The sequence below is a fragment of the Streptomyces caniferus genome (genome assembly GCF_009811555.1).
Taxonomy (GTDB): Bacteria; Actinomycetota; Actinomycetes; order Streptomycetales; family Streptomycetaceae; genus Streptomyces; species Streptomyces caniferus.
The window spans coordinates 4,092,822-4,116,232 of record NZ_BLIN01000005.1 but is presented as its reverse complement, the minus strand read 5'-3'; the positions used below and the strand labels follow the sequence as shown (position 1 = coordinate 4,116,232).

General features: G+C 72.8%; 13 protein-coding genes. 6 read left to right on the top strand and 7 right to left on the bottom strand.

Features of this window, described 5'->3' with window-relative positions:
* The first annotated feature begins 580 nt into the window (after window positions 1–580).
* A complete protein-coding gene (locus tag Scani_RS34590) occupies window positions 581–1,516 on the top strand; it encodes a YDG/SRA domain-containing protein (protein WP_159481639.1) in 936 nt (311 codons plus the stop codon).
* Between the two features lie 34 nt (window positions 1,517–1,550).
* On the opposite strand, the gene Scani_RS34585 is transcribed toward Scani_RS34590, so the two are convergent.
* The 4 genes from Scani_RS34585 to Scani_RS34570 form a co-directional block, all read right to left on the bottom strand.
* Window positions 1,551–2,819, bottom strand: coding sequence for a PrsW family intramembrane metalloprotease (locus Scani_RS34585; protein ID WP_159481638.1), 1,269 nt, complete (start codon window positions 2,817–2,819; stop codon window positions 1,551–1,553).
* Window positions 2,820–2,847: 28 nt separating this feature from the next.
* A complete protein-coding gene (gene trmB / locus Scani_RS34580; protein WP_159481637.1) occupies window positions 2,848–3,756 on the bottom strand; it encodes a tRNA (guanosine(46)-N7)-methyltransferase TrmB in 909 nt (302 codons plus the stop codon).
* Window positions 3,757–3,873: 117 nt separating this feature from the next.
* The gene (gene lhgD / locus Scani_RS34575; RefSeq protein WP_159481636.1) at window positions 3,874–5,085 is read right to left on the bottom strand and encodes an L-2-hydroxyglutarate dehydrogenase; all 1,212 of its coding nucleotides are present in this window, start codon (window positions 5,083–5,085) and stop codon (window positions 3,874–3,876) included.
* Window positions 5,086–5,565: 480 nt separating this feature from the next.
* Window positions 5,566–7,014 (bottom strand): NsdA family TPR-like regulatory protein, encoded by a 1,449-nt coding sequence (locus Scani_RS34570; protein ID WP_159481635.1) that lies wholly within the window; start codon window positions 7,012–7,014, stop codon window positions 5,566–5,568.
* 812 nt (window positions 7,015–7,826) lie between these two features.
* On the opposite strand from Scani_RS34570, the gene Scani_RS34565 reads away from it, so the two are divergent.
* Both Scani_RS34565 and Scani_RS41385 read left to right on the top strand, forming a co-directional pair.
* A complete protein-coding gene (locus tag Scani_RS34565) occupies window positions 7,827–9,926 on the top strand; it encodes an asparagine synthase-related protein (RefSeq protein WP_159481634.1) in 2,100 nt (699 codons plus the stop codon).
* A gap of 209 nt (window positions 9,927–10,135) precedes the next feature.
* Window positions 10,136–13,654: an AfsR/SARP family transcriptional regulator gene (locus Scani_RS41385; protein WP_246296310.1), complete on the top strand. Its 3,519-nt coding sequence runs from the start codon at window positions 10,136–10,138 to the stop codon at window positions 13,652–13,654.
* On the opposite strand, the gene Scani_RS34555 is transcribed toward Scani_RS41385, so the two are convergent.
* Together Scani_RS34555 and Scani_RS34550 are read right to left on the bottom strand one after the other, a co-directional pair.
* Window positions 13,641–15,668, bottom strand: coding sequence for a sigma-70 family RNA polymerase sigma factor (locus Scani_RS34555; protein ID WP_159481633.1), 2,028 nt, complete (start codon window positions 15,666–15,668; stop codon window positions 13,641–13,643). The genes Scani_RS41385 and Scani_RS34555 overlap by 14 nt on opposite strands.
* 287 nt (window positions 15,669–15,955) lie before the next feature.
* Entirely contained in the window at window positions 15,956–16,882 is a 927-nt protein-coding gene (locus tag Scani_RS34550; RefSeq protein ID WP_174872786.1) for a TetR/AcrR family transcriptional regulator, read from the bottom strand.
* 437 nt (window positions 16,883–17,319) lie between these two features.
* Here Scani_RS34550 and Scani_RS34545 point away from each other — a divergent pair, with 437 nt between their 5' ends.
* Complete coding sequence (locus Scani_RS34545) at window positions 17,320–18,708, top strand: NAD(P)/FAD-dependent oxidoreductase (RefSeq protein WP_281392212.1); 1,389 nt, start codon at window positions 17,320–17,322, stop codon at window positions 18,706–18,708.
* 309 nt (window positions 18,709–19,017) lie between these two features.
* Window positions 19,018–20,832 (top strand): ATP-binding SpoIIE family protein phosphatase, encoded by a 1,815-nt coding sequence (locus Scani_RS34540; protein ID WP_159481631.1) that lies wholly within the window; start codon window positions 19,018–19,020, stop codon window positions 20,830–20,832.
* An 80-nt stretch (window positions 20,833–20,912) separates the two neighbouring features.
* On the opposite strand, the gene Scani_RS34535 is transcribed toward Scani_RS34540, so the two are convergent.
* Window positions 20,913–22,211, bottom strand: coding sequence for an MFS transporter (locus tag Scani_RS34535; protein WP_159482541.1), 1,299 nt, complete (start codon window positions 22,209–22,211; stop codon window positions 20,913–20,915).
* 188 nt (window positions 22,212–22,399) lie between these two features.
* Between Scani_RS34535 and Scani_RS34530 the strand changes: the two genes are divergently transcribed.
* Window positions 22,400–22,960, top strand: coding sequence for a MarR family winged helix-turn-helix transcriptional regulator (locus Scani_RS34530; protein ID WP_159481630.1), 561 nt, complete (start codon window positions 22,400–22,402; stop codon window positions 22,958–22,960).
* Window positions 22,961–23,411 lie beyond the last annotated feature (451 nt).

Genomic DNA, 23,411 nt, shown 5'->3' with positions numbered 1-23,411 from the left:
CGCTGCGACCGTACATGCTCGCGCGAACGCGTGTGAGGCGAGTTGTCCGCGATCTGGACGCTCGTGCCGAGACTCTGCGTAGCGTGAAGGGGGCCGTCTGATGCATGCCCGGCAGCCTCTGCGCTTGCTTCCCTGGCCGCACCCAGCAGGCAAACCGTGTTACCTGTCCACGGACGGGACGGGGTACCTGTCGCGCCTTGCCGACGAGATGGAGCAGATGCAACTCGACATGGGGAGCGACCTTCTCGACTTTGCGCGCGATCTCCTTGAGGGCAACAAGGCAGCTCCCCATGAACTTCGCTTTCTCGCATGTCGATTGACCGAGTCGCTCCGTGACGCACTACGCGTCGCTGAGAGTCGCGGCTACCGGATCCCCGTACACGGTGATGACGAGGTAGTGGAGGCGAGCGAGCGAACCAACGACGCTGAATCGCGAGGGTGTGGTCTGGGCGACTGCTGAGCCCTGAGGACGCTTGAGTGTCCGACTGACCCTCACGCGTAGCCCTCCAGGGGGTGTGGCGCTGGCCACACCCCCTGGAGGCGTGAGTCATGGGCGGCGACGGGTTGACAGGATTCGTCCATGGCAAAGGCGCAGTCGTCCAACCCAGTCCGTTTTGGTCCTCCTCGGGACGTTGAGGAGGGCCAATGGTTCGCGGGCCACCGCCAGTTGCATGCAGCGGGTGTGCATCGCAGGTCTGGCCAGGGCATCTCTGGAACCGCTCACGAGGGCGTAGATTCCATCGTTCTCTCTGGTGGGTACATCGACGATAAGTACGGCGAGCGGGAGATCATCTACACCGGCGAGGGCGGTCGCGATAGGGATACGGGCCGCCTCTACGCAGATCAGACCCTGTCGTCGCCGGGTAATGCTGGCTTGCTGCTCAACGAAGGGCTCGGCCACCCGGTGCGTGTGGTGCGGGGCTTGAAAATTCAGGGAAAGAAACGGGTCCGTGCGACTGGGGGCTACGAATACTGCGGCCTGTTTCGTGTAGCGGAACACTGGACGACAGTCGGGAAGGAAGGTTTCCGCATCTGTCAGTTCAGGCTCCTCAAGTTGGATCCGGGGGAGACGGCGCAACCTCACCCCGTCACTCCGGGGCAAGGGGAAGACACCACCACGGAAGAGCAGTTGCGCCGCATCGTCGCGTATGAGCGGCTGATTCGTGACTCTAAGGTGGCCCGGAAGGTGAAAGAGATCTACGACAACACATGTCAGATCTGCAACTGCCGACTGGTGGTTTCACCTGGTGGTGAGGCGTATAGCGAAGCGGCTCATATTCATGCGTTGGGTAGACCTCATGACGGCCCGGATGAGCTGTGGAATGTTCTGTGCCTCTGTGCGAACTGCCATGCACTCTTCGATCGGGGAGCGCTCCAGCTCAGTGACGAATTCGATGTGTTCGATGGACTGAACCAGCGATTCGTAGGAGCGCTGAATCTGGCCAAGGAACACCACATCAAGGTGGCCTGCGTACGTCAGCACCGTGCGCGCTGGGCTGATCGATTCGTCGGGTAAGGGTGCAGGCTGAACTCCTGAGAGTGAGCGGACCTCAGGGCCGGTCCCTGGTCACCCACGCATCCACCAACGCCGCCCGCCCCCATTGCTGGTAGTGCCGCAGATGCTCCAGCAAGTGCTGTTCGCGAGCGAAGAAGTCGGGCGACGGGCCCAGGAGGTGGGCCCGTCGCCGGTGGAAGGACAGGGCCGTCGCGATGGTGGCGTATTCCGTTACGGCGCGGGCGGCGGCGGGGCCCTGGGTGTCGTGGGCGATGTCGCGGGCCAGGGCGCGGGTTTTGAGGGAGGAGAGGGCGGCGGGTTCGGTGGGGGCGAGCCAGCCGGCGGTGATGTAGGGGGCGAGGTAGCCGCGCAGGGAGAGCAGTTCCTGGTTGCGGGTCCAGATGGCCAGCCAGGTCAGGGCGATGAGGACGGGGATGACGAAGAGGCCGTAGACCGTGAGGAAGCCCAGGTCGCCGAGGGAGGAGGCGCCGTTCCAGATGGCGTGCAGGAGGACCGAGGTGAGCAGGCCGAGGAGGGCGAGCGCGATGCGGGCGGCGCGGCGGCGGGGGTAGCGGGTGGCGGCGATGCCGAATGCGAGGCCGGTGAGGATCGTGAAGAGCGGGTGGGCGAAGGGGGAGACGATGATGCGGAGGAAGAAGGTGCCGGCGGTGAGTGAGTCCAGGCCGGAGTGGCCCATCGACTGGTCCTCGCCGAAGGCATTGCCCAGGTAGAGGACGTTCTCGGTGAAGGCGAAGCCGGTGGCGGTGATGCCGGCGATGACGATGCCGTCCGTGATGCCGTCGAAGTCGTTGCGGCGGAAGCGGTAGAGGAGGAGCACGGCGGCGGCCTTGACCACCTCCTCGACGACCGGGGCGATGACCGTGGCGCCCCAGGCCTCGGCCTCGGAGGGCGACGTCGAGGCGATGTTGGCGGCCAGCCAGTCGGTCGCGAAGCCGTTGGCGAGGAGCGAGACCAGGGTGGCGGCACAGGTGCCCCAGGCGAAGGCGAACGCGAGGTTGCGCCAGGGCTCGGGCTCCACGCGGTCGAGCCAGCAGAACGCCGCGACGAGCAGCGGTACCGGGAAGACGGCCAGCCCGAGGCCGACCAGGAAGCCCTCGGTGCCGGTCTCCTGGCGGACCATGCCGATGATGATCACGCCGGAGAGCGCGAACATCGAGACCAGGGCGACGGCGCGGAGAGTGGCGCTGTGCCAGGGTGCCGTCCGGTGGCGGGGGCGCGAGGCCGGGGCCGCGTGCGGTTGGGGTGTGTACGGGGGAGGGACGGGCGCGGACGGCGGGTGCGGGGGCGGCTGGGACGGGTACACCCGTCGACCCTAACGAGCCGCGATCGCCTTACGTGTCGCGGCGGCGGAAGAGGAGGTCATGGACGACATGCCCCTTGTCCAGGCCCTGGCCCTCGAACTTGGTGAGCGGGCGGAAGTCCGGACGCGGCGCATAGCCGGGGTGGAGGTTCTCCAGCGTCGGCTCGGCGGAGAGGACGTCGAGCATCTGCTCGGCGTACGGCTCCCAGTCGGTCGCGCAGTGCACGAGGGCACCGGGCGCGAGCCGGGTGGTCGCCAGCGCGAGGAACTCCGGCTGGATGAGGCGGCGCTTGTGGTGGCGCTTCTTCGGCCAGGGGTCGGGGAAATAGACGCGCAGGCCGGCGAGGGAGGCCGGGGCCAGCATCTCGCGCAGCAGGATGATCGCGTCGCCGTTGGCCACCCGGATGTTGGACAGGCCGTTCCGCTCCGCGAGACCGAGCAGATTGCCCTGCCCGGGGGTGTGGACGTCGCAGCCGAGGATGCCGGTATCCGGATCGGCGGCGGCCATCTGCGCCGTGGCCTCGCCCATGCCGAAGCCGATCTCCAGCACGACCGGCAGCCCGTCGAAGAACGCGTCGAGGTCGATACGGGAGAGCCCGTCGATGTCCAGTCCCCAGGTGGGCCACAGGCGGCGCAGCGCATCCGCCTGGGTGGGCGAGACACGGCTGCGGCGCGGCTGGAAGGAACGGATCCGACGCTCGTGATGCGAACCCGCGGGGTCGGCGGCCGGGCCGGTCCCGTCGGGGAACATGGGCTCACCGCGACGGGGCGTGGCGGCCGAGACGGCCGTGGAGCCGAGGCTGCGGGCCGCGGGCGCGTCGGTTTCCTGGGAGACGGCCCGGGGCGCGGGCGAGGCCGGGGAGCCGGCTGCTGGAGCCTCGGCTTCCGGTGTGTTCGCTGCGGGGGCGTCGGTTGCGGGGGTGGCGGGATTCTCGGACACAGTGCGTCGATTCTACGGATGGCGGGCGGGGGAGAAGCCGGCTGATGGCGCGGCGGTGCTCAGCGGCCGGCGGCTGCGATGTCCTGCGTATCCGGCAGGCCGAGCCGCCTGGTCCCTTCAGTCCCCCACCAGCCCCAGCACCCGTCGCGCCACCTCCCGCCCGATGGGCAGGGAAGCCGTTGCGGCCGGGGAGGGGGCGTTGAGGACGTGGATCATGCCGGGGGATTCGGCGAAGAGGAAGTCGTCGACGAGAGTGCCGTCGGGGAGGACGGCCTGGGCGCGGACGCCGGCCGGGGACGGGAGGAGGTCCTCCTCGCGGGCGGCCGGGAGGAGGCGGCGGACCGCGTCGGCGAAGGCCTGCCGGGACAGGGAACGGTGCAGTTCGCCGGCGCCGTAGCGCCAGTGGCGGCGGGCTATCCGCCAGGAGCCGGGGTAGGCGAGGGTGCCGGCCAGCTCGGCGGGGCGGATCGTGCGCCAGTCGTAGCCCTCGCGGGCCAGGGCGGGGACGGCGTTCGGACCGATGTGGACGGCGCCGTCGATGCCGCGGGTCAGATGCACCCCGAGGAAGGGGAAGGCCGGGTCGGGGACCGGGTAGACCAGGCCGCGGACGAGTGAGGCGCGTTCCGGAGCGAGGGTGAAGTACTCGCCGCGGAACGGGACGATCCGCATGCCCGGGGCGTCGCCGGCCAGCCGGGCGATCCGGTCGCAGTGCAGACCGGCGCAGTTGACCAGGGCGCGGGCGCGGTGGACCGTGCCGTCGGCCGTACGGACCGCCACCCGGCCGGGGCGGCGGCCGATGGTGGTGACCTCGGTGCCGTAGACGATCCGGGTGCCGGCGTCCTCGGCGAGCCGGGCGAACCGGCGGGCGACCGCGCCGAAGTCGCAGACGCCGGTCGTGCCGACATGGATGGCGGCCACGCCCTGCACCTCGGGTTCGTACTCGGCTATCTGGGCGGGGCCGAGCTCCCGCACCGGGAGGCCGTGTTCGCGGCCGCGCTGGATCAGGCCGTGCAGCCGCGGCAGCTCGCTGCGGTCCGTGGCGACGATCAGTTTGCCGGTGACCTCATGCGGGATGTCGTGTTCGGTGCAGAACTTCACCATCTCCGCCGAGCCCTGGAGGGCGAAGCGGGCCTTGAGCGAACCGGGCGGGTAGTAGATGCCGCTGTGGATCACACCGCTGTTGCGGCCGGTCTGATGACGGGCCGGACCGGACTCTTTTTCCAGGACCACGACGCGGGTGCCGGGCGCGGCACGCGTGATCGCGTAGGCCGTAGAGAGTCCGACGATGCCGGCACCGATCACCAGCACATCGCAGTCGTACGCCGCCACTGCACCTCCCCAACCGCATGACCGCAGGCTCGCCCGTCGCCGCGGACCTGCGCATCGTCGCCGACGACGTATCCCATCATGACGGCCGGCACTGACAATGCCGATCGGACAGGCCCGGGTGGCGAGGCAGGAGCCGGTCGACGGGCCCCGGTCGGCGGGCGGCAGGCGATGCGGGCCGTGCCGAGCCCGTTGCCGTGCCGAGCCGCTCCGGTACGACCCGCCGCGCGCACGACCCGCGCCGTACGACCTGCCCGTACGCACCGCCCGTACGCCCCCTGTACCTCCCGCCCGTACGGCCCACCCCTAGGGCCTGTCTTCAAAGTCCCGCCTGCCTTGCGGTGCCTGGCACGCATGCTCGCCGCGTTGTCGGGACCTTCCCGGTACACCCAGTACCGGGAAGGCCCTCCGCCTTGCGATCGCACGCACCAGACACCGCAGGGCCCGCCCTGCGGGCGAACGACGGGACTTTGAAGACAGGCCCTAGGCCGGCGCCGCCAGCAGCGGTCTCGCCCGCTCCCGTAGCTCGACCACCCGGGGCTCGTCGCCGTACGGCTCCAGGCGGTGCAGCAGATCCCGGACGTACTCGGTGGTGCGGGCGGAGGAGATCCGACCGGCCACCTCGACCGCGCGGGTGCCCGCCGCACAGGCCGCGTCCAGGTTGCCGGACTCCAGTTCGGCGACCGCGGAGACGACGAGGCGCAGACCGTGGGAGCGGACGAATTCCTCGGTGGGCCGGGACAGCGCCTGCTCGGTGAAGCGGCGGACCTGGCGGGGCAGCCGCAGATCGCGGTAGCACTCGGCGGCGTCGGCGGCGAAGCGTTCGTACGAGTAGAAGTCCAGCCACGACGGGTCGGGGTCGCCGCCGCGGGAGCGCTCCAGCCAGCCCTCGGAGGCCTTCAGCGCCACCTCGCAGGCGCGCGCCTCGCCGGCCTTGGCCTGAGCCCGGGCCTCCACCAGGCGGAAGAAGCTCATGGTGCGGGCCGTCGCCAGGCCGCGATTGCGCTCCAGAGCGGCCTGCGCGAGGTCGACGCCCTCGTCGGCGAAGCCGCGGTAGGTCGCCTGGAGGGACATCGAGGCGAGGACATAGCCGCCCAGGGGGACGTCGGCGGCGGCGCGGGCGAGCCGCAGCGCCTGGATGTAGTACCGCTGCGCGGCCTCCTGCTGGCCCGTGTCGAAGGCCATCCACCCCGCGAGCCGCGTGAGTTCGGAGGTCGCCCCGAAGAGCGCCCGGCCGACCTCGTCGCTGTACGAGGCGAGAAGCAGGGGTGCCGCATCTACCCGGAGGCACTCCGGCACCATGGAGGAACGCCAGTCGCCGCCGCCGTACTTGGAGTCCCAGCGGCGCGCGTCCTCCGCGGCCTCGCGCAGTTTGCTGACGTCGCTGTGGCCGACGTGCTGCGGGATCCCGCCGTCGCCGGCCGCCGCGGCGTCCTTGTCGCGGGCCTCGGCCGCCTCCCGCGCCACCGAGCTGTCGGCCGGGGATATCAGCCAGCGGGAGGCGGGGGTGGCGTAGGCGGTGACGGCGAAGGATCCGGCCAGGCTCTGCCAGATGCCGCCGCCGCCCGCCCGCCGTCCGGCCAGATCGAGACGGTACAGCTCGGTCGCGGAGCGCACCGCGGCGCCCACATCGCGGGGAAAAGCCAGGCCGACCTCGGGCGCCGGGTCCGCGTCGGCCAGCCCGATCTCGTGCAGCGGGACCGGCCGGCCAAGCTTGCTGCCGATCGCGGACGCGATCAGATGGGGCGCGGCGCCTTGCGGCACCATGCCCTTGGAGACCCACCGCGCCACCGACGTCTTGTCATAGCGAAGCGTCAGTCCGCGCTGCGCACCGAGGTCGTTGACCCGGCGCGCCAGTCCGGCATTGCTGATTCCCGCGAGGGCGAGAACGGTGCCGAGCTTTTCGTTCGGCCCGCGTATATCCCTGGACATGCGCACCCCTCGACACAGCGACGGCCGCCCCGCTACCCCGGGGCATGCGTCCACCCAGAGTAGTTCGCCGGATCCCGACCGTTAAGAGTCGGTATCCCGGATGGCGGGATTCGTGTTCAAACAGGGGTGCGGGAATTGGCATGTGCTCCGGGTACGTGTGCCCGTGCGCCCGTCCGTGCGCGCTGGCCGCCCGTTATCGGGAGCGCTTGCATGTCTTCTGCGTGGGTCGGCCCGCTGCACTGGATCCAGTGGGCTGGGGGATACCGTCACCTCATTCCCCGCAGGTGACGGTCCGGTCCGGGGGGCGCAGCCCGCCTCCCGGACCGTCGCACGGACCGGTCTCCGGCCGCCCGTGCCACCGGTTGACGCGATGCCCGCATACGTCAACTGGGCTGTGCGGAAAGGACTTTGGCCGAAAATCGACGGGTGATGATTTCACGCCGCCGCCCGCTCGGGGGTCGTCCCGGGGGCCACACGGGGGGCCTCCCGGGGCCGAAGCGGCGGAGCGCTCGCGCCCGGTGCGGGGCGTGCCGGGGGACGGTGCGCGTGGCCGTCCCGCCGACGCCCCGCACCTCGTCCGCTCCGCCGTTCGCGGCCCGGCCGCAGGGACCCGTGACGCCCCCACGGACCCGCCGACGGCCCCTCGGTGGGGGCGCGCGCAGCGAACCGCATGTATACGCGTCCGCTCCGGAGCCTCCCCCGCGCCCCTGTCATGGCAGCATGGTCGCCACAACAGCCCGGTGTCAGCCGGGCGGTCCGCTGTACGGGGCGGCCGTTGGCCCCGGCGCACGGGGAATCGGGTGGAGGCGGCGATGCGCTGGTTGGTGGGGTGGAGCAGTGCCGCCACGGGGCCGGCCGCCACGGGGCCGACGGCCGACGAGGAGACCCGCACGGTCCTCCCGGTGGGCGCCCAGCTCCTCTGGGACGGCCCGGACCCCCTCTGGGCGGTCGGCGACTGGCGGCCCGACGAGGTCCGCGTCGTCCAGGCCGACCCCGAGACCCGGCTCGCCGTCTTCGGCGTCTGCGGCGCCACCAACGACCAACTACGGGTAGGGCTGTTCGCGGCCCGCGGGGGCGCACTGCGCCATCTCACCGCCTGGCCCGGCAGCTACACCGCCGTCGTCCAGGTAGGGCGGCGGATCACCGTCACCGGCGACCTGGCCGGTGCCCGCCCCGTCTTCCACACCCCCTGGGCCGGCGGCACGGCCTACGCCACCGCCGCCCTCCCGCTCGCCGACCTCGTCGAGGCCAGCCTCGACGTCGGCCACCTGGCCGCGCTGCTGGCCTGCCCGGACCTCCCCGAGGCGCTCGGCGCCGGCACGCCCTACGAGGGCGTCCGCCGGATCCCGCCCGGCCACGCCCTGGTGCTGCGCGGCGGCGCCCGCGACATCACCTCCTACGAGCCGACCGCCTCGCTCGCCGTCGCCGCACCCCAACTCGCCCCGGAACAGGCCGTGGACGGTGTCCGCGACGCCCTGGTCGAGGCCGTCCGCGCCCGGCTGGCCGTACCCCGGCACGCCCCCCACCCGGACGGGCTCGACGGCCTCGACCCCGGTCCGGTGCCCGGCATGGGGCCCGCCGAACGGCGCGCGGCGCGCGGCGCACCGGCCCCCGGTATCGGCGCCGACCTCTCCGGGGGCAGCGCCTCCGGAACCCTCGCCCTGTTGGCCGCCGGCCTCCCCGGGCAGCCCGGAAGGCTGGGCGGCCACGGCGAACGCCTCCTGGCCGTCACCTTCAACGACCGCGCCACCAACGGCGGACAGGCGCACCACGACGCCGAGTTGGAGCGCGCCCGCACCCTCGCCGACAATCCGCGGCTGCACCATGTCGTCGTCGCGGCCGGCGAAGAGGCCCTCCCGTATGCGGACCTCGACATGGGCCCGCTCACGGACGAGCCGGGCCCCTCCCTCACCACCGCGAGCCGCCACCGCCGGCGCCTGCTGGCCGGCAGCGCGGACCACTTCGTCGGACACGGCGCGCGCCAGGTCCTCGACGCCCACCCGGCCCGCCTCGCCGACCTGCTCATGGACCGCCGCCGACGCCATCTGCTGCGCCCGGTTACCGCGCTGGCCAAGGCCGACGGCCCCTCCGCGCAGTCCGTCCTCGTGCCGTTCACCGTCTACCGCGCCGCCCGCCGGCTCGCCCGTACGCCGTACGCGGCAGGCCTCGCCGATACGGCGCGACGCCTCCTGGAGCGGCAGTTCGCCGACGAGCCGGCGGCCGCCGGGGCCGTGGACGCCTCGCTGGCCGCGCTCGCCTGGTGCGGGCCGGGGCCCGCGGCGCGCTGGCTCACGGGGGAGGCGCTGGCCGAAGTATCGGTTCGGCTCGGTGATGCGGCGCACCGCTCGCCCGCCGTGGGCCGGCCCGGGGAGCGGCGGGCCCGCGCCGCGCTCGCCCGCCAGGCCGCTGACCACCGCGTCTTCGAGCAGGCCGCCGAGGTCCGCAACCAGCGGCTGCACGCCCCCTTCCTCGACAACCAGGTGGTGCTCGCCTGCCGCGCGCTGCCGGACACCCTGCGGGTGCAGCCGGGGGCGCGGGCCGCCGTGCTGCGCTCCGTACTGGCCGGGGCCGGCGTGCGGGATCTGCCGCCCGGCTGGGGCGCCACCTCGCACCTGACCCAGGCGGCCGCGGTACGCGCCGGGCTGCGCGGCGCCGTCGGTGACCTGGTGCGGCTCTTCGACACACCGCTGCTGGCCGATGCGGGCCTGGTGGAGGCGCGGGTGGTCCGCAGGGCACTGCGGTCGGCGGCGGAGGGGGCGGCGCTCCCGCTGGACGGACTGGCCGAGCTGGTCTCCACGGAGCTGTGGCTGCGACGGTTGGTGGCGCGGCGGGGAACGTGCTGGACGGGGGCGGGGGCGCCGCGTCAGAAGGCGGTCGCGGGTGGAGTGGTGCCCCGTGCGCGACTGGCGTGAGCCCGGGGGCGTCGCCGTCGTCGGGTGGCCCTGACGAGGCGGTGTGCGCTGCCCGCCGCCGGTCCGCAACCGCCCGTCGTCCCGCGGCCGTCCCTGCGGGGGCGGGGTGCGGGGCGCCGCCTGTGCACGGCTGTGGATAACCCCGGGCCGGGCCGGGTCGGGTTGTGGATAAAAATCGGGGGAGCGGCATGGGCCGGGACAATGGCCGGGTGAGATTTCGAGTTCTGGGTGCGACGGAGGTCCTGGACGCGCGGGGGCAGCCGATTCCGCTGGGCGGCGCGCGGGTGCGGGCGCTGGTGGCCGCACTGGCCCTGCGGGGCGGGCGGCCGGTGGCCGCGGGGACGCTGATCGACGAGGTGTGGGCGGCCGATGCGCCGCCGCAGGATGCCTCGGGCGCGCTGCAGGCGCTGGTGGGGCGGTTGCGGCGGACGCTGGGCAAGGGCGCCGTGGAGTCGTTGCCGGGGGCGTACCGGCTGGTCACGGCCCCGGACGAGGTCGATCTGCATCGGTTCGAGCGGCTGGTGGACCTCGGTACGCGCAAGCTGCAGGAGGGGGATCCGGCCGCGGCGGCCGAGGCCTTGCACACCGGTCTCGCGCTGTGGCGGGGGCCGGCGCTGGCGGATCTGCCCGACGGGAAAGGGGCCGCCCACCGCCCCGAGGCGCTACGGCTGGCGGCGCTGCACCGCCGGATCGACGCGGACCTGGCGCTCGGCCGTGCCGAGCACCTGTTGCCCGAACTACGGCAGCTGACCGCCGACCATCCCCTGGACGAACCGTTCCGCGCCCAGCTGATGCGGGCGTTGCGCGACGCGGGACGGGGCGCCGATGCGCTGGCCGCGTACGAGGAGACCCGGAAGCTGCTCGCGGACCGGCTCGGTGCGGACCCCGGACCCGAACTGCGCGCCCTGCACGCCCGGTTGCTGGCACAGCACGCGCTACCGGAGGCCACGACGCCGGGCCCGGAGCCGGCACTCCGCAGCGGCAACCTCCGGGCCCGGCTCAACTCCTTCGTCGGACGCGAGACCGAACTCGCCTCGCTCCAAGCCGCCTTGCGGTCCCGCCGGGCCCGGCTCGTCACGCTCACCGGAGCGGGCGGCTCCGGCAAGACCCGGCTCGCCGAGCACCTGGCCGGCTCGCTGGCCGGGGAACACCCCGACGGGGTCTGGATCGCCGAGCTCGCGCCGCTGGACGCACCGGAGGCGGTGCCGGGAGCCGTGCTGTCCGCGCTCGGGCGACGGGACACCGCCGTCTTCTCCCCGGCCATGGAGGCCCGTAGGACCGCCGAGCACACCGACCCGGCGGCCCGGATCGTCGACCACTGCGCGTCGCGCCGCCTGCTGCTCGTGCTCGACAACTGTGAGCACGTCGTGGGCGCCGCCGCCGCACTCGCCGATCTGCTGCTGCGGCACTGCCCCGGGCTGACCGTGGTGGCCACGAGCCGGGAGCCGCTGGGCGTGCCCGGCGAGGTCGTACGGCCGCTGGATCCGCTGCCTCCGGCACCCGCGCACCAGCTGTTCGCCGAGCGGGCGGTGGCGGTGCGGCCGGAGTTCCGGGCCGCGGACGACCCGGCGGCGGTGGACGAGATCTGCCGCAGGCTCGACGGTCTGCCGCTCGCCATCGAGCTGGCCGCGGCCCGGCTGCGGCTGCTCTCCCCACGCCAGATCGCCGACCGGCTCGACGACCGGTTCCGGCTGCTGACCAGCGGCAGCCGGACCGCGCTGCCGCGCCAGCAGACGCTGCGCGCGGTCGTCGACTGGTCCTGGGACCTGCTCGACGAGCCCGAGCGCGCGGTGCTGCGCCGGCTGTCGGTGTTCGCCGGCGGCTGCACCCTCGCGGCGGCCGAGGCGGTGTGCCACGAACGGGCCGAGGACGTGCTCGACCTGCTCGGGGCGCTGGTGGACAAGTCGCTGCTGATCGTCGACCACCGCGGCGCCGAACCCCGCTACCGGATGCTGGAGACCATCCACGCCTACGCCAGGGAGCGGGCCGCCGGCCGCCCCGAGGAGCACGAGCGCACCCTCGCCCGGCACACGCGCCACTTCCTGGACTTCGTCACGGACGCCGAGCCGCGCCTGCGCTCCGCCGAGCAGCTGCCGTGGCTGGCGCGTGTCGAGGCCGAGCTGGACAACGTACGGGCGGTGCTGCACCGCGCGGTCACCGGCCGGGACGCGGACACCGCACATCGCGTCGTGCTGGCCATGGGCTGGTTCTGGTGGCTGCGCAACTACCGGGAGGAGGGGGCCTCCTGGGTGGAGCGGACCGCCGCGCTGCATCCCGGCCCAGAGCACCTCACCGACACCGACCCGGCGTTCTGGGCGCGCACGGACCTCGAGCTGCTGCTCCTCTTCCTGCTCCACGACCAGAGCCGAGACCACCAGGACGACTCCCCGGAGCACCGCGCCCTGATCGACCGGCTGCTGACCGCCTACCGCCGTCCGCATCCGCGCAGCGTCCGCTTCCCCGGACTGCTGTGGCCCTTCGCCGCGTACTTCCTCGGCACCTACGACCAGATCCTCTCGCTCATGGACAAGGCCGTGGCCACCAGCCGTGAGATCGGCGGCAGGTGGGAGCTGGGCGTCTCGCTGCTGTTCCGTACACATCTCGCGCTCGATCTGTCCGGCGGCCTGGAGTCGGCAGAGGCGCACGAGCAGGAGCTGACCGAGCTGGCGCGACGGGTCGGCGACCGCTGGATGCTCGCCCAGGTCGCCACCGCCACGGCCGAGATACGCCATATCCGCGGCCGCTACGACGAGGCGCGTACGGCCTACGAGGAGGCGCTCGCGCTGACCTGCGAGCTGGGGGCGTACGCGGAAGGGCCGTTCATCCTGTCGCGGCTGGCCGAACTCCACTTCGCCGCCGGCGACGTGGACAGTACCGAGAAGGTGGTGATGCAGTCGGACGAACAGGCTGCCGAGTGGGGCGTACAGGACCCGCAGGCCTTCAATCACTCGCTGCGCGCCCGGATCGCGCTGCGGCGCGGGCTGCCCGAGGTGGCGCGCGAGGCGTGCGAGGCGGCGTGTGCGGCGGCTGCTCTGGGCACCCCGCCGCCCCATTTCGCGGTGATGCTGGGCGCGCTGGCGGGCCGGATAGCGGCGGAGGCGGGCGAGCCGGCGGAAGCGCTGAGCCGATGCCATCAGGCCCTGAACTGGGGGCTGACGACGCTCTACTGCACCCCACCTGTGTTGGCAGCCGTCGTGGAGGCCGCGGCCCCGGCACTGCAGCGCGCCGGCCGCCCCTACGACGCCGCCCGGCTGCTGGGGGCCGCCGACGCCTGGCGCGGCGAACTGCCCAGGACCGTCCCCGAGGAGGAGGACGTCCGGCGCACGGCGGCCATGCTGCGCGCCGAGCTGGACGGCGCGGGCGACGGCGGACACTGCGGGGAATGCGCCGCCATGGGCGAGGGGGAAGACGGGGGTGGACACGACGGCATGGACGCGGCTGGAAACGACGGCACAGGCGTCGGCGCACCCAGCTGCCAACACGACGGCATACCCGGCCGCCGATACGAGGCCCTGCACGCGGAAGGCGCCCGCCTCACCCCCGCCGGGGCCGTAGCGCTCCTGGCCCCGCGTCGGGAAGCCGACGGTCCGGTCCCGCGACCCGAGGACGACGGCCCGACGCCGTGCCCTGAAGCCGGCGCCTCGGCCCCACGCCCCGAAGCCGACGGCCCGATGACGCCCCCGGACGCCGCCGTCCCATGGCCGCCCCGCCCCCTCAGCGACAGCTGATCGTCGACTGCGCCCAGTCCCCCAGCGCCACCACGTCGAAGGCCGACGCCGACTCGGTCACCAGCCGCAGCGTCCGCCGGCCCGCCAGCGGGACATGCACCGGCACCGCCCGCTGCCCGCCGTGCACCACCACCGACCGCCACTGCCGCACCCCGTCCGCGTAGACGGAGAAGCGCAACGCCCCCAGCCCCAGGCTGAGATCGTCGATGCCCGCAACGGCGTCGAACGAGGTGCACCGGCGGTTGAGGTCGATGGTCACCGAGGACCGCGCGTGCACGCTCACGCCATGCGCGTACCGCGTGCCGTCGATCTTCGGTGACTCCCGCTGCCACATCCAGCTGCTCGCGACGGTGCGCACCTCCGGTTTGCTGCCGTCGCCCGTGAAGTCGCGGTCGAGCGCATTGAGCCGGTACGCGGTCGTGGCGGGGAGCGGCGGCTTCGGCGTGGGCCGGGGCGGCGTGGGCTCGGGGGCCGGGGCCGACGGCGGGGCCGGGCGGGGCGCGGGCTGCCGCGGCGTGCGCGGCGGGGCGGGCGCCGGCTCGGGACGCGAGGTGTGCGTCCCCGGCGACTTCGGGTCCGGCTTCGGGCTCTGCTTCGGCGTCTCCTTCGCGCTCCGCTCCGGACCCGGTGCGGCGCCCGCGACCGGCGGCAGCGCCGACCGCGAAGGCTCGGGCGCCGACTTCCCCGGCGCGGCCGGAGCCGGGTGTGCGGACCCGGCCCGCGGCTCCGGTTTGGGGGAGCCGGTCAGCGCCAGTGCCAGCGCCGCGCCCGCCACCACCGTCGCCCCCACGCCGATCCCGACCTTCACCGCCGCGCCCAGCCCCTGCCCCACGGCGGCACCACCGGAACCTCCCGCCGCACCGGAACCACCACCGCCCGCGGCCGCCGCCCCAGGACCACCGGAGCTCACAGCCGCCGCACCGGCACCGGCCGCCGCACCCGCTCCCGCGACACCCACCGCCGCGGCCGCCGCCTTGACGGCGTACCCGGCGGCGAGCCAGCCGATGACCGCGACCGGCAGCAGCGCCCCGATCCGCTGATTGACGTCCTCGACCTCCAGCGCGGCCAGCCGGCACCGGGCACACTCGTCCAGATGCTTGCGCAGCCCCCGCTCGGCCCGCATCCGCAGCCCACCACGCGCGTAGGCGCCGAGCCGGTCGGCGTACCGGGCGCAGTCGCCCCCGGCGGTCAGCGACTGGCTGACATGCGCCTGCAGATACGCCTGCCGCAGGCCCTCCCGGGCCCGGTGCGCCAGTACGGCGGTGGCGTTCGCGGTCAGCCCGAGCAGCGGGGCGACCTCGCTGGGCGACTCGTCCTCGACGGTGGTGTGCCACAGCACCGTCTGATAGCGCTCGGGCAGGCTGCGGAACGCCTGCAGGGCCATCGACTGCTCGGCCTCGTGCAGGGCGCGCACGTCCGCGCCCAGGTCCAGGGTCTCCTTGTCCCCCGGCGCACGGTCCGCGGACACCGCGAACACCGCGAAGTCCTCCACCAGTTGCTCCCGCCGCGCGGTCTTCGCCCAGGAGGCGGCGACCCGGCGGAGGGTGGTCAGCAGATAGGCGCGCACCGCGGACTCGGGTCCCGCCCCGCCGCGCACCGCCTGCAGTGTGCGCGCGAAGACCTCACCGGTCAGATCCTCCGCGGTGTGCACGTCCCGGCAGCAGCTCCGGGCGTAGCGCCGGACCGCCTCGGCGTGCCTGCGGTACAACTCCTCGTATGCACTGTCGTCCCCGGCCCGCAGATTGGCGAGCAACTGGGCGTCAGAAGGCGGGATTTCGCCGCTGTCGGGAGCGGCGGCCGGGCCCGCCCGACGGGAGCGGTCCCGCTGCGGCGGCACGCTGTGGCCCTCGTCCGCCCGGTGGCGGGCGCGATCGTGCCGCCCGGCCGGCTCACCGGCCGGGGCGCTCGCTCCCGACGGCCCGGCCTGGCCGGGGATCTGGCCGGACGGCGTCCCCGCGGCCTCGTCCACCCCGGCCTCGCTCTCGCGCCGCCCGTCCCGCCCGTCAACACCCATCGTCGAGGCCCCCGAAGCCGCCGTCCCACCGGAATACCGCGCCAGCGTGCCATACCGGACCCCCGCGGTTGAGGGTCCTGACCGCCATCCACTCATCCGGGGTGCGCACGCGGACGCCCGCACGGACGTTCACCCGTACGGGCCGTACCGCGCACGGGCACCACCTCACAGGCCGACCCCGCCCGAGGCGGACCCGACGAACGGATCCACCCGGACGGGGCCGGCCACCAGACTTCACCCAACAGGGCGCGGACGCACCGCCACCCCACGGGACGCGAACGCAGCCCTCACCCCACCGGGCGCGAACGCAGCCCCTCCAGCAGAATCTCCAGCAGTCGCGCCGAGGCGGCCTGCTGATGGCTGGGATCGGGCAGCGTGGGCGCACCCGTGGCGATCACTAACAGGATGTCCGCGACCGTCACATCGGCGCGCAGTTCGCCCGCCGTCTTGGCACGTTCCACGAGCCGCCCGACGACCTCCAGCAGCGCGTCGGCACCGGCCATCTCCTCGGCGGCGGCCTGTGCGTCAGCCTCCGCCGCCGGGGCCGGCTCGCCCTCCGGGACGTCGCGCGGGGCGACCAGCCGGAGATCGACCGGGACCCCGTCCGTGCCGGGCGCCATCCGCTGCTGCGGCACCCGCGCCTCGCTCAGGCCGTCCGGTACCCGGGGTCCTTCCGGGCCGTCGGCCGCCGCCTCCGCGGCCCGGTCGGCGTCCGCGCTCACCCGCAGAATGCCCGGCGGCAGCAGCCGTCCGGCACCCGAGGCGACCGACGTCCGCAGAAAGCGGGACAGCGCCGACCAGGCGTCGTCCTCCTGCCCCAGCGCCGTCCGCGCCTGGTCCGTCAGCCGTGAGGTCTCCTCCTCGGCTATGCGGCGGACCAGCACGTCCTTGCTGGGGAACCGGCGGTAGACCGTGCCGACACCGACCCGGGCCCGCCGGGCCACGTCCTCCATCGGCGCGCCGTACCCCAGCTCGCCGAACACCTCGCGCGCGGCGCGCAGCACATGTTCCAGATTGCGCTGGGCATCCACCCGCAGCGGCGTGCTCCGGCCGCCCGTCCCCGTCCCCGTGCGGGCACTGTTGCTCACACCGGTGCCGTGGCCGTTCGCGGTGCCGTGGCCGTTGGTTCTGCCGTTTTCCTTCTCGCTCCCGGCGCCGTCGGAGGCCTGTGCCATCGCGACGGTGGTCGGCCAATGAGAGCCCTGAATGTGCATAGTGATCCCCCGGTAATGTCGTCTCCCCCCGGAGACTCCCCGCCCTGACAGTCAGGGCGTACCGATGACAGGGTGCACCCCAACGAGATACGAACATAGTTGAGCCCGGGTCAAGAATGAAGGGGGCGTTCCGCGCAATGCGCCCCCCGATCGGACCAAGGGGGCTGATCCGCCAGGTTTGCACCCCCGCTCTTTCGCCGTCACCCACCCTCTGACCAGGGCACCTGCACCCCCACACGCGGAATATGCCGTTCCGTCCCCAGAGTCGCGGCCGGTCATACATTTCGACGGGCCTGTGGACAAAGGCGCTCCGGCGGTGCGTCATGGAACAGTGCTGTGCTTTCCCGGGGGTGCAGCTCCCGATGGTGGCCGTGCCGCCGGCCGCCCTCCGGATCGGTGCCGCCCGGGGCCTGGTCGACACCGCGAGGAGAACCTCTGTGAAGACTGAGTCTTCGAACGACGTGACGCGCATTCTCGTTGTCGGCGGCGGCTACGTGGGGATGTACACCGCCCTGCGGCTGCAGCGGAAGCTGAAGCCGGAGCTCCAGCAGGGCTCCGTCGAGATCATCGTGGTCGACCCCGAGCCGTATATGACCTACCAGCCCTTCCTGCCCGAGGCCGCGGCCGGCTCGATCTCGCCGCGCCATGTCGTCGTACCGCTGCGCCGGGTGCTGCCGCGGTGCAAGGTCGTCATCGGCGAGGTCACCGCCATCGACCACGGCGACCGCAGGGCCACCATCACCACCCTGGCCGCGGAGGAGACCGGCAACGGCACCGTCGAGGTCGAGTACGACGAACTGGTCCTGGCGCCCGGCTCGGTCTCGCGCACCCTGCCCGTCCCGGGCCTGGCCGATGTCGGCATCGGTTTCAAGACGGTCGAAGAGGCCATCGGACTGCGCAACCACGTCCTCGCCCAGCTCGACATCGCCTCCTCCACCCGTGACCCGGCGGTCCGCGACGCCGCGCTCACCTTCGTCTTCGTCGGCGGCGGCTACGCGGGCGTCGAGGCGCTGGCCGAACTGGAGGACATGGCCCGCTACGCGGTCCGCTACTACCACAACATCCAGCCCGAGGACATGAAGTGGATCCTGGTCGAGGCGACCGACCGGATCCTGCCCGAAGTGGGTCCCGACATGGGCCGTTACGCCGTCCGTGAGCTGCGGGCCCGCAATATCGACGTACGGATGGAGACCCGGCTGGAGTCCTGCGAGAAGCGGGTCGCCCAGCTCAGCGACGGCTCGCGCTTCCCGACCCGGACCCTGGTGTGGACCGCCGGCGTCAAACCGCACCCCATCCTGGCCGCGACCAAACTGCCGCTGAACGCCCACGGCCGCCTCCAGTGCACCCCCGCGCTCCAGGTCGACGGCGTCGAACACGCCTGGTCGGCCGGCGACGCGGCCGCGGTCCCCGACCTGACGGCCCCGCCGCCCGCCACGCCCGACGCGCCCCGCGCCCTGTGCGCCCCCAACGCGCAGCACGCCGTCCGCCAGTCCAAGGTGCTCGCCGAGAACATCGCGGCGGCGGTGCGCGGCGGCCCGATCCAGGACTACGCGCACAAGTACGTCGGCTCGGTGGCCTCGCTCGGCCTGCACAAGGGCGTGGCGCACGTCTACGGGCGCAAGCTCAAGGGCTACCCGGCGTGGTTCATGCACCGCGCCTACCACCTCAGCCGGGTGCCGACCTTCAACCGCAAGGCACGGGTGCTCGCCGAATGGACGCTGGCCGGCCTGTTCAAACGCGAGATCGTCTCGCTCGGCTCGCTGGAGAACCCGCGTGCCGAGTTCGAACTCGCGGCGGGGACCGGACGGCACAACGAAGCCAGTTGACGCGCCGTACCCCGAAGAGGTGACGTTTCGTCAGCCCCGGGAGGGCCGGAAGTTCCGGAGGTCGGAACTCCATGCCGGCACCCGGACGTCTGACGGATGTCCGCCCGGTCGGCCACACTGGGCGTGTGACCATGGGTGGGCTCGTATCTGCAAAGAGTGACAATCACGAGGATTCTGGACGTTTGCTGCATTCTGCACAAGGACGCCGAGAGTGTTCCCAGCCGGCCTTTCCCCGGCCGCCGGCCGGGAGGTCCCGCCATGCCGACGGCCCGATCCCGCGCGACGACGCGAAGTAAGAGGTACCCCTCCGTGATCTTCACGCGCTGGAGCGCCAAGTTCCCCGGCACCCAACGGCGAGCCGCCGCGCGCTCCGACCGCGCCGCACCCCGCCCCGCCGCGTCCGGCACGCCGGCCGCCCAGCCCGCCGCGGCCCCGGCCGCCGTGCCCGCGACAGCCGACGGCACGCCCGACGCCCCGGTGACCGCGACCACGGGCTCCGTCCCCGCGGCCCGCGCCGAGCACGCAGAAACGGCGCCGTCCCCGGAAACCACCCCCGCGGGCCTGCCGCCCACCGTCGACGCACTGTCCGTCCACGACATCCTCGGCACCATCCCCGCCCTCGTCGCCGTCGTCTACGGCCCCGAGCACCGCCTCGCCTACGTCAACGGCGCCTACGCCGGCGTCTTCGGCCCCCGCCCGGCCGGCCGCACCGCCCGCGAAGCCCTCCCCGAGCTCGACACCCTCGGCCTGCTCCCCCTCATGGACCAGGTCCTGCGCAGCGGCAAACCGCGGACGGTCAAGTCCCGCAAGGTCCCCGGCGGCGCGGGCGGCGACCGCTCCCGCGACGGCTACTACACCTTCACCTGCACCCCGATCGAGGTCGCGGCCAGCGGCCCGGCACCCGACCCCGAGGTCGCCTGCGTCGCCCCGCACAAGGGCGTCCTGGTCTTCGGCGCCGAGGTCACCGACCAGATCGAGTCCGCCGAGCGGCTGCGCGCCAGCGAGTCCCGCCAGCGCGAGGCCGCGGTCACCCTCCAACGCTCCCTGCTGCCCCAGGAACTGGAGCAGCCCGACGACCTCTGCGTCGCCGCCACGTACCAGCCCGGCGGCACGGACGCCGCGGTCGGCGGCGACTGGTACGACGTCATCACCCTCGGCGCCGGCCGGACGGCCCTGGTCATCGGCGACGTCATGGGCCGCGGGGTGCGCGCCGCCGCCGTCATGGGCCAGCTGCGCACCGCGGTCCGCGCCTACGCCCGCCTCGACCTCCCGCCCCATGAGGTCCTGCAGCTCCTCGACGGCCTGGCCGCCGAGATCGACGCCAGCCAGATCGCCACCTGCGTCTACGCCGTCCACGACCCGAACGAAGGCCGGCTGGTCTACGCCTCGGCCGGCCACCTGCCCATCCTTGTGCGCGACCCGGACGGCACGGTCCGCCGCGCCGCCGAGCCGACCGGACCGCCCCTGGGCACCGGCGGCTGGCTGCACACCTCGGGCTCCGTCCCCCTGGGCCCCGGCAGCAGCGCCGTCCTCTACACCGACGGCCTGGTCGAGCGCCGCGACAAGGACATCGACCACGGCGTGGAGGCCCTGGAGCGAGCCTTCGCCGGCGCCGCCGGCGCACCGGACATCGTCTGCGGCCGCCTGCTGCGCTCGCTGGGCATCACCGCCAGCCACGACGACGATGTCGCCATCCTGGTCCTGCAGCACCCCGAACGGACCGGCCACGACGCCGAGCTGTTCCACAACGCTGCGCTCGAACTCCACGGCGGCATCGAAGCGGCCCCGCGCGCCCGCGCCTTCGCCTCCGGGGTCCTCGCCTCCTGGCGCTTCCCACCGGAGCTGCACGACCTCGGCGTGCTGGCCGCCAGCGAACTGGTCGCCAACTCCCTCCAGCACGGCACCCCGCCCATGCGCCTTCGCCTGCGCCGCACGGACCGCCGGCTGATCGTCGAGGTCACCGACGGCGACGACCACCTCCCGCGCCGCCGACGCGCCGAACCGGCCGACGAGGCGGGCCGGGGCATCTCCATCATCGCCACCATCGCCTCGTCCTGGGGCTCCCGCCGCACCCCGGGCGGCGGCAAGGCCGTCTGGTGCGAATTCGCACTGCCCCGCGGATAGCCGTATGCCGCCGGCCCCGGTCCGATCGGACCGGGGCCGGCGGCATACCGGAGCAACCCTCTTAGGCATCGTGCGCGGGCTCAGGCGCTGCAGGCCACGGCTTCCGCCTCGGCCGGCACCCGCGCCGCGGGCAGGGACGCCACCGCCCGGTGCGGATTGTCCTGCGCCGGACGCAGCATCCGCCCCAGCCACAGCGACAACCCCGTGATCCCCAGCGCGCACACCACGAGCATCCCGATGTACGCCACGTACATCCCATGCCCCACCATCAGCGCGCCCACGGCCGGACCGACCGCCAGCGCCAGCTGCTTGACCAGGGCGAACGCCGAGTTGTACTGCCCGATCAGGGAGGCCGGCGCCAGATCGGCCACCAGCGGAGCCACCGTCGGCGACAGCATCGACTCACCGATACCGAACAGCGCATACGTCGAGATGAGCAGCGTCGTCGCCACCACCTGCGCGCCGTGCACCAGCCCGGAGAGCCCGGCGGCTATCCACGCCACCGTCCAGACCATCCCGACCAGCGCCATCACCCGGCTGCGCCGCCGGCGCTCGACCAGCTTGAGCACCACGAACTGCGCCGCCACGATCGCCGCCGTATTGGCCGCCAGCGCGATACCCAGGCTGGACGGCGCGATCCGGGTGACCTCGGTCGCGTAGGCCGCCAGCCCCGATTCGAACTGCCCGTAGCAGGCGAAGAACAGCACGAACCCCAGGACGCACAGCCACACCATCCGCCGGTCGGCGAACATCGCCCGCCAGGCGCCCTTGGCCCGCTCCTCGGTCGGCACCGCGTCCTCGACCTTCGGCGCCCGCGGCAGCCGCACGGTCGCCACCGCCGCGCCGAGCACCAGGAACATCACGGCCTCGATGGCGAACAGCCGCACAAAGCTCGACGCATGCGTCTCGTCCACCAGCAGCCCGCCGACCAGACCGCCGACGCCCAGCCCCAGGTTGTTCATGAAGAACTGGGTGGCGAACGCCCGCGACCTCGTCAGCGTCGTCGAGCACCAGACGATCATCGTCGCGAGAGCGGGCTGAATGACCGCTATACCGGCACCGAGGGCGATCGCCGACGCGATGACCAGCGGCTCGGTGGCGGACAGCCCGATCCCGAGCGATCCGACGGCGGCGGAGACCGTACCGACGATGGCCACCGGAAGAGGCCCGCGCCGGTCGATGGCACGACCGGTCAGCGGCAGGACGACCAGCGCGGCCACCGCCAGCATGGCGAGCACCGCACCGGCAGTGCTCGCGCCGAGATCCCGCACCTTCGCCACGTAGACGTACAGATACGGAACGGTGAAGCCGCTCCCGAACGCACTCAGCGCGTTCCCGAGCTGGATCCGGCGCAACGCGGCGCCCATCGCGGTGGTCACACTCACCTACCTAGGTCAGGTCATCAGAGGGATAAGGAGACGAACCGAAGGAGCTGGGACAGAAACCAGGGCGAGGCCGTCCGGAGCCGGACAGTCTCACCCTGAAGACTTCAACTCTAAAGTTCGAAGTTGAAGAGTACACCTCGAAGAACTTCAACGCCAATGACTTCCATGTCATACTGCGCCGCATGCCTGAGCCCTCAGATGCGGCCGCCGACGCTGCCGAGCCGAGCCTCGAGGAACAGATCGCGGCCTACCAGCGCGAATTCCAGGACCTCGACCCCCAGGTGGAGCAGGTCGTCTCCGCACTTCAGCGCCTCAACCGACGGATGAACGTCGCGTACGGGCGGCAGACCGCCACCCTCGGCCTGAGCAATGCCGAGTGGGAGGTCCTCAAGGCCCTCGTGGTCTCCGGAGCCCCCTACCAACTGGGCCCCGGCGAACTCGCCAAACTGCTCGGCCTCACGCCGGCCGCCATGACCCACCGCATCGACCGCATGGCGAACGAGGGGCTGGTGACACGAGAGCGCGACGAGACCAACCGCGTCCGAGTGATCGTCGCGCTCACCCACGACGGCCGGCAGAAGTGGCTCGAGGCGATGCGCCTCGCGTCGGTCTTCGAGGAGGACCTCCTCCAGGACCTTTCCGGCGAGGAGCGACAGCTCCTCGGCCAGGTCCTGACCCGTTTGCTGCGCCGCGTCGAGGACGCCCAGCCGGACGCCGACGGGCGTCTGAGTGACCTTGACTGACGCAGGTTGACACGGCCCTCCCCCATACGTAGTGTTCTCCGAGTTGCCACAGAGTCGGAACGGCTTTGAGGCGACCATCCCGCCGCTTCGCGGCACACCACTACTGCACGGCCCCTCACCGGGAACAATTTCGGCATGCCGAAATTCGACCGCGACGTGATTATGCGTCAACGAGGAATTCCGCTAAAGTAGTGATCACGCCGAAAGGCGCGGCAGCACAAATAGCCGCACCACGGCGGAACCCCCTCCGACGGGGATTCGGAAACGAATTCGGACCGGCAACGGAACGAAATCGAGTCTGATAGAGTCGGAAAGGCCGGAAAGCGAAAGCCGGACGGTCACCCCGCTCCAACAGGGGGCCGGAGACGGAAACGGATCTGGTAAGGTTGGAAACGCGAAGAAGCCGAAAGGCGGAAACGCGCCGGCGAAAATCGGGCCCGCAAGGATCTGA

Bases quoted from the DNA above. Each gene is read 5' to 3' on its own strand.
- Scani_RS34530 (WP_159481630.1), top strand. From the start codon at position 22,400: ATGCCTGAGCCCTCAGATGCGGCCGCCGACGCTGCCGAGCCGAGCCTC.
- Scani_RS34590 (WP_159481639.1), top strand. From the start codon at position 581: ATGGCAAAGGCGCAGTCGTCCAACCCAGTCCGTTTTGGTCCTCCTCGG.
- Scani_RS34555 (WP_159481633.1), bottom strand. From the start codon at position 15,668: ATGGGTGTTGACGGGCGGGACGGGCGGCGCGAGAGCGAGGCCGGGGTG.
- Scani_RS34570 (WP_159481635.1), bottom strand. From the start codon at position 7,014: ATGTCCAGGGATATACGCGGGCCGAACGAAAAGCTCGGCACCGTTCTC.
- Scani_RS34550 (WP_174872786.1), bottom strand. From the start codon at position 16,882: ATGCACATTCAGGGCTCTCATTGGCCGACCACCGTCGCGATGGCACAG.
- Scani_RS34565 (WP_159481634.1), top strand. From the start codon at position 7,827: ATGCGCTGGTTGGTGGGGTGGAGCAGTGCCGCCACGGGGCCGGCCGCC.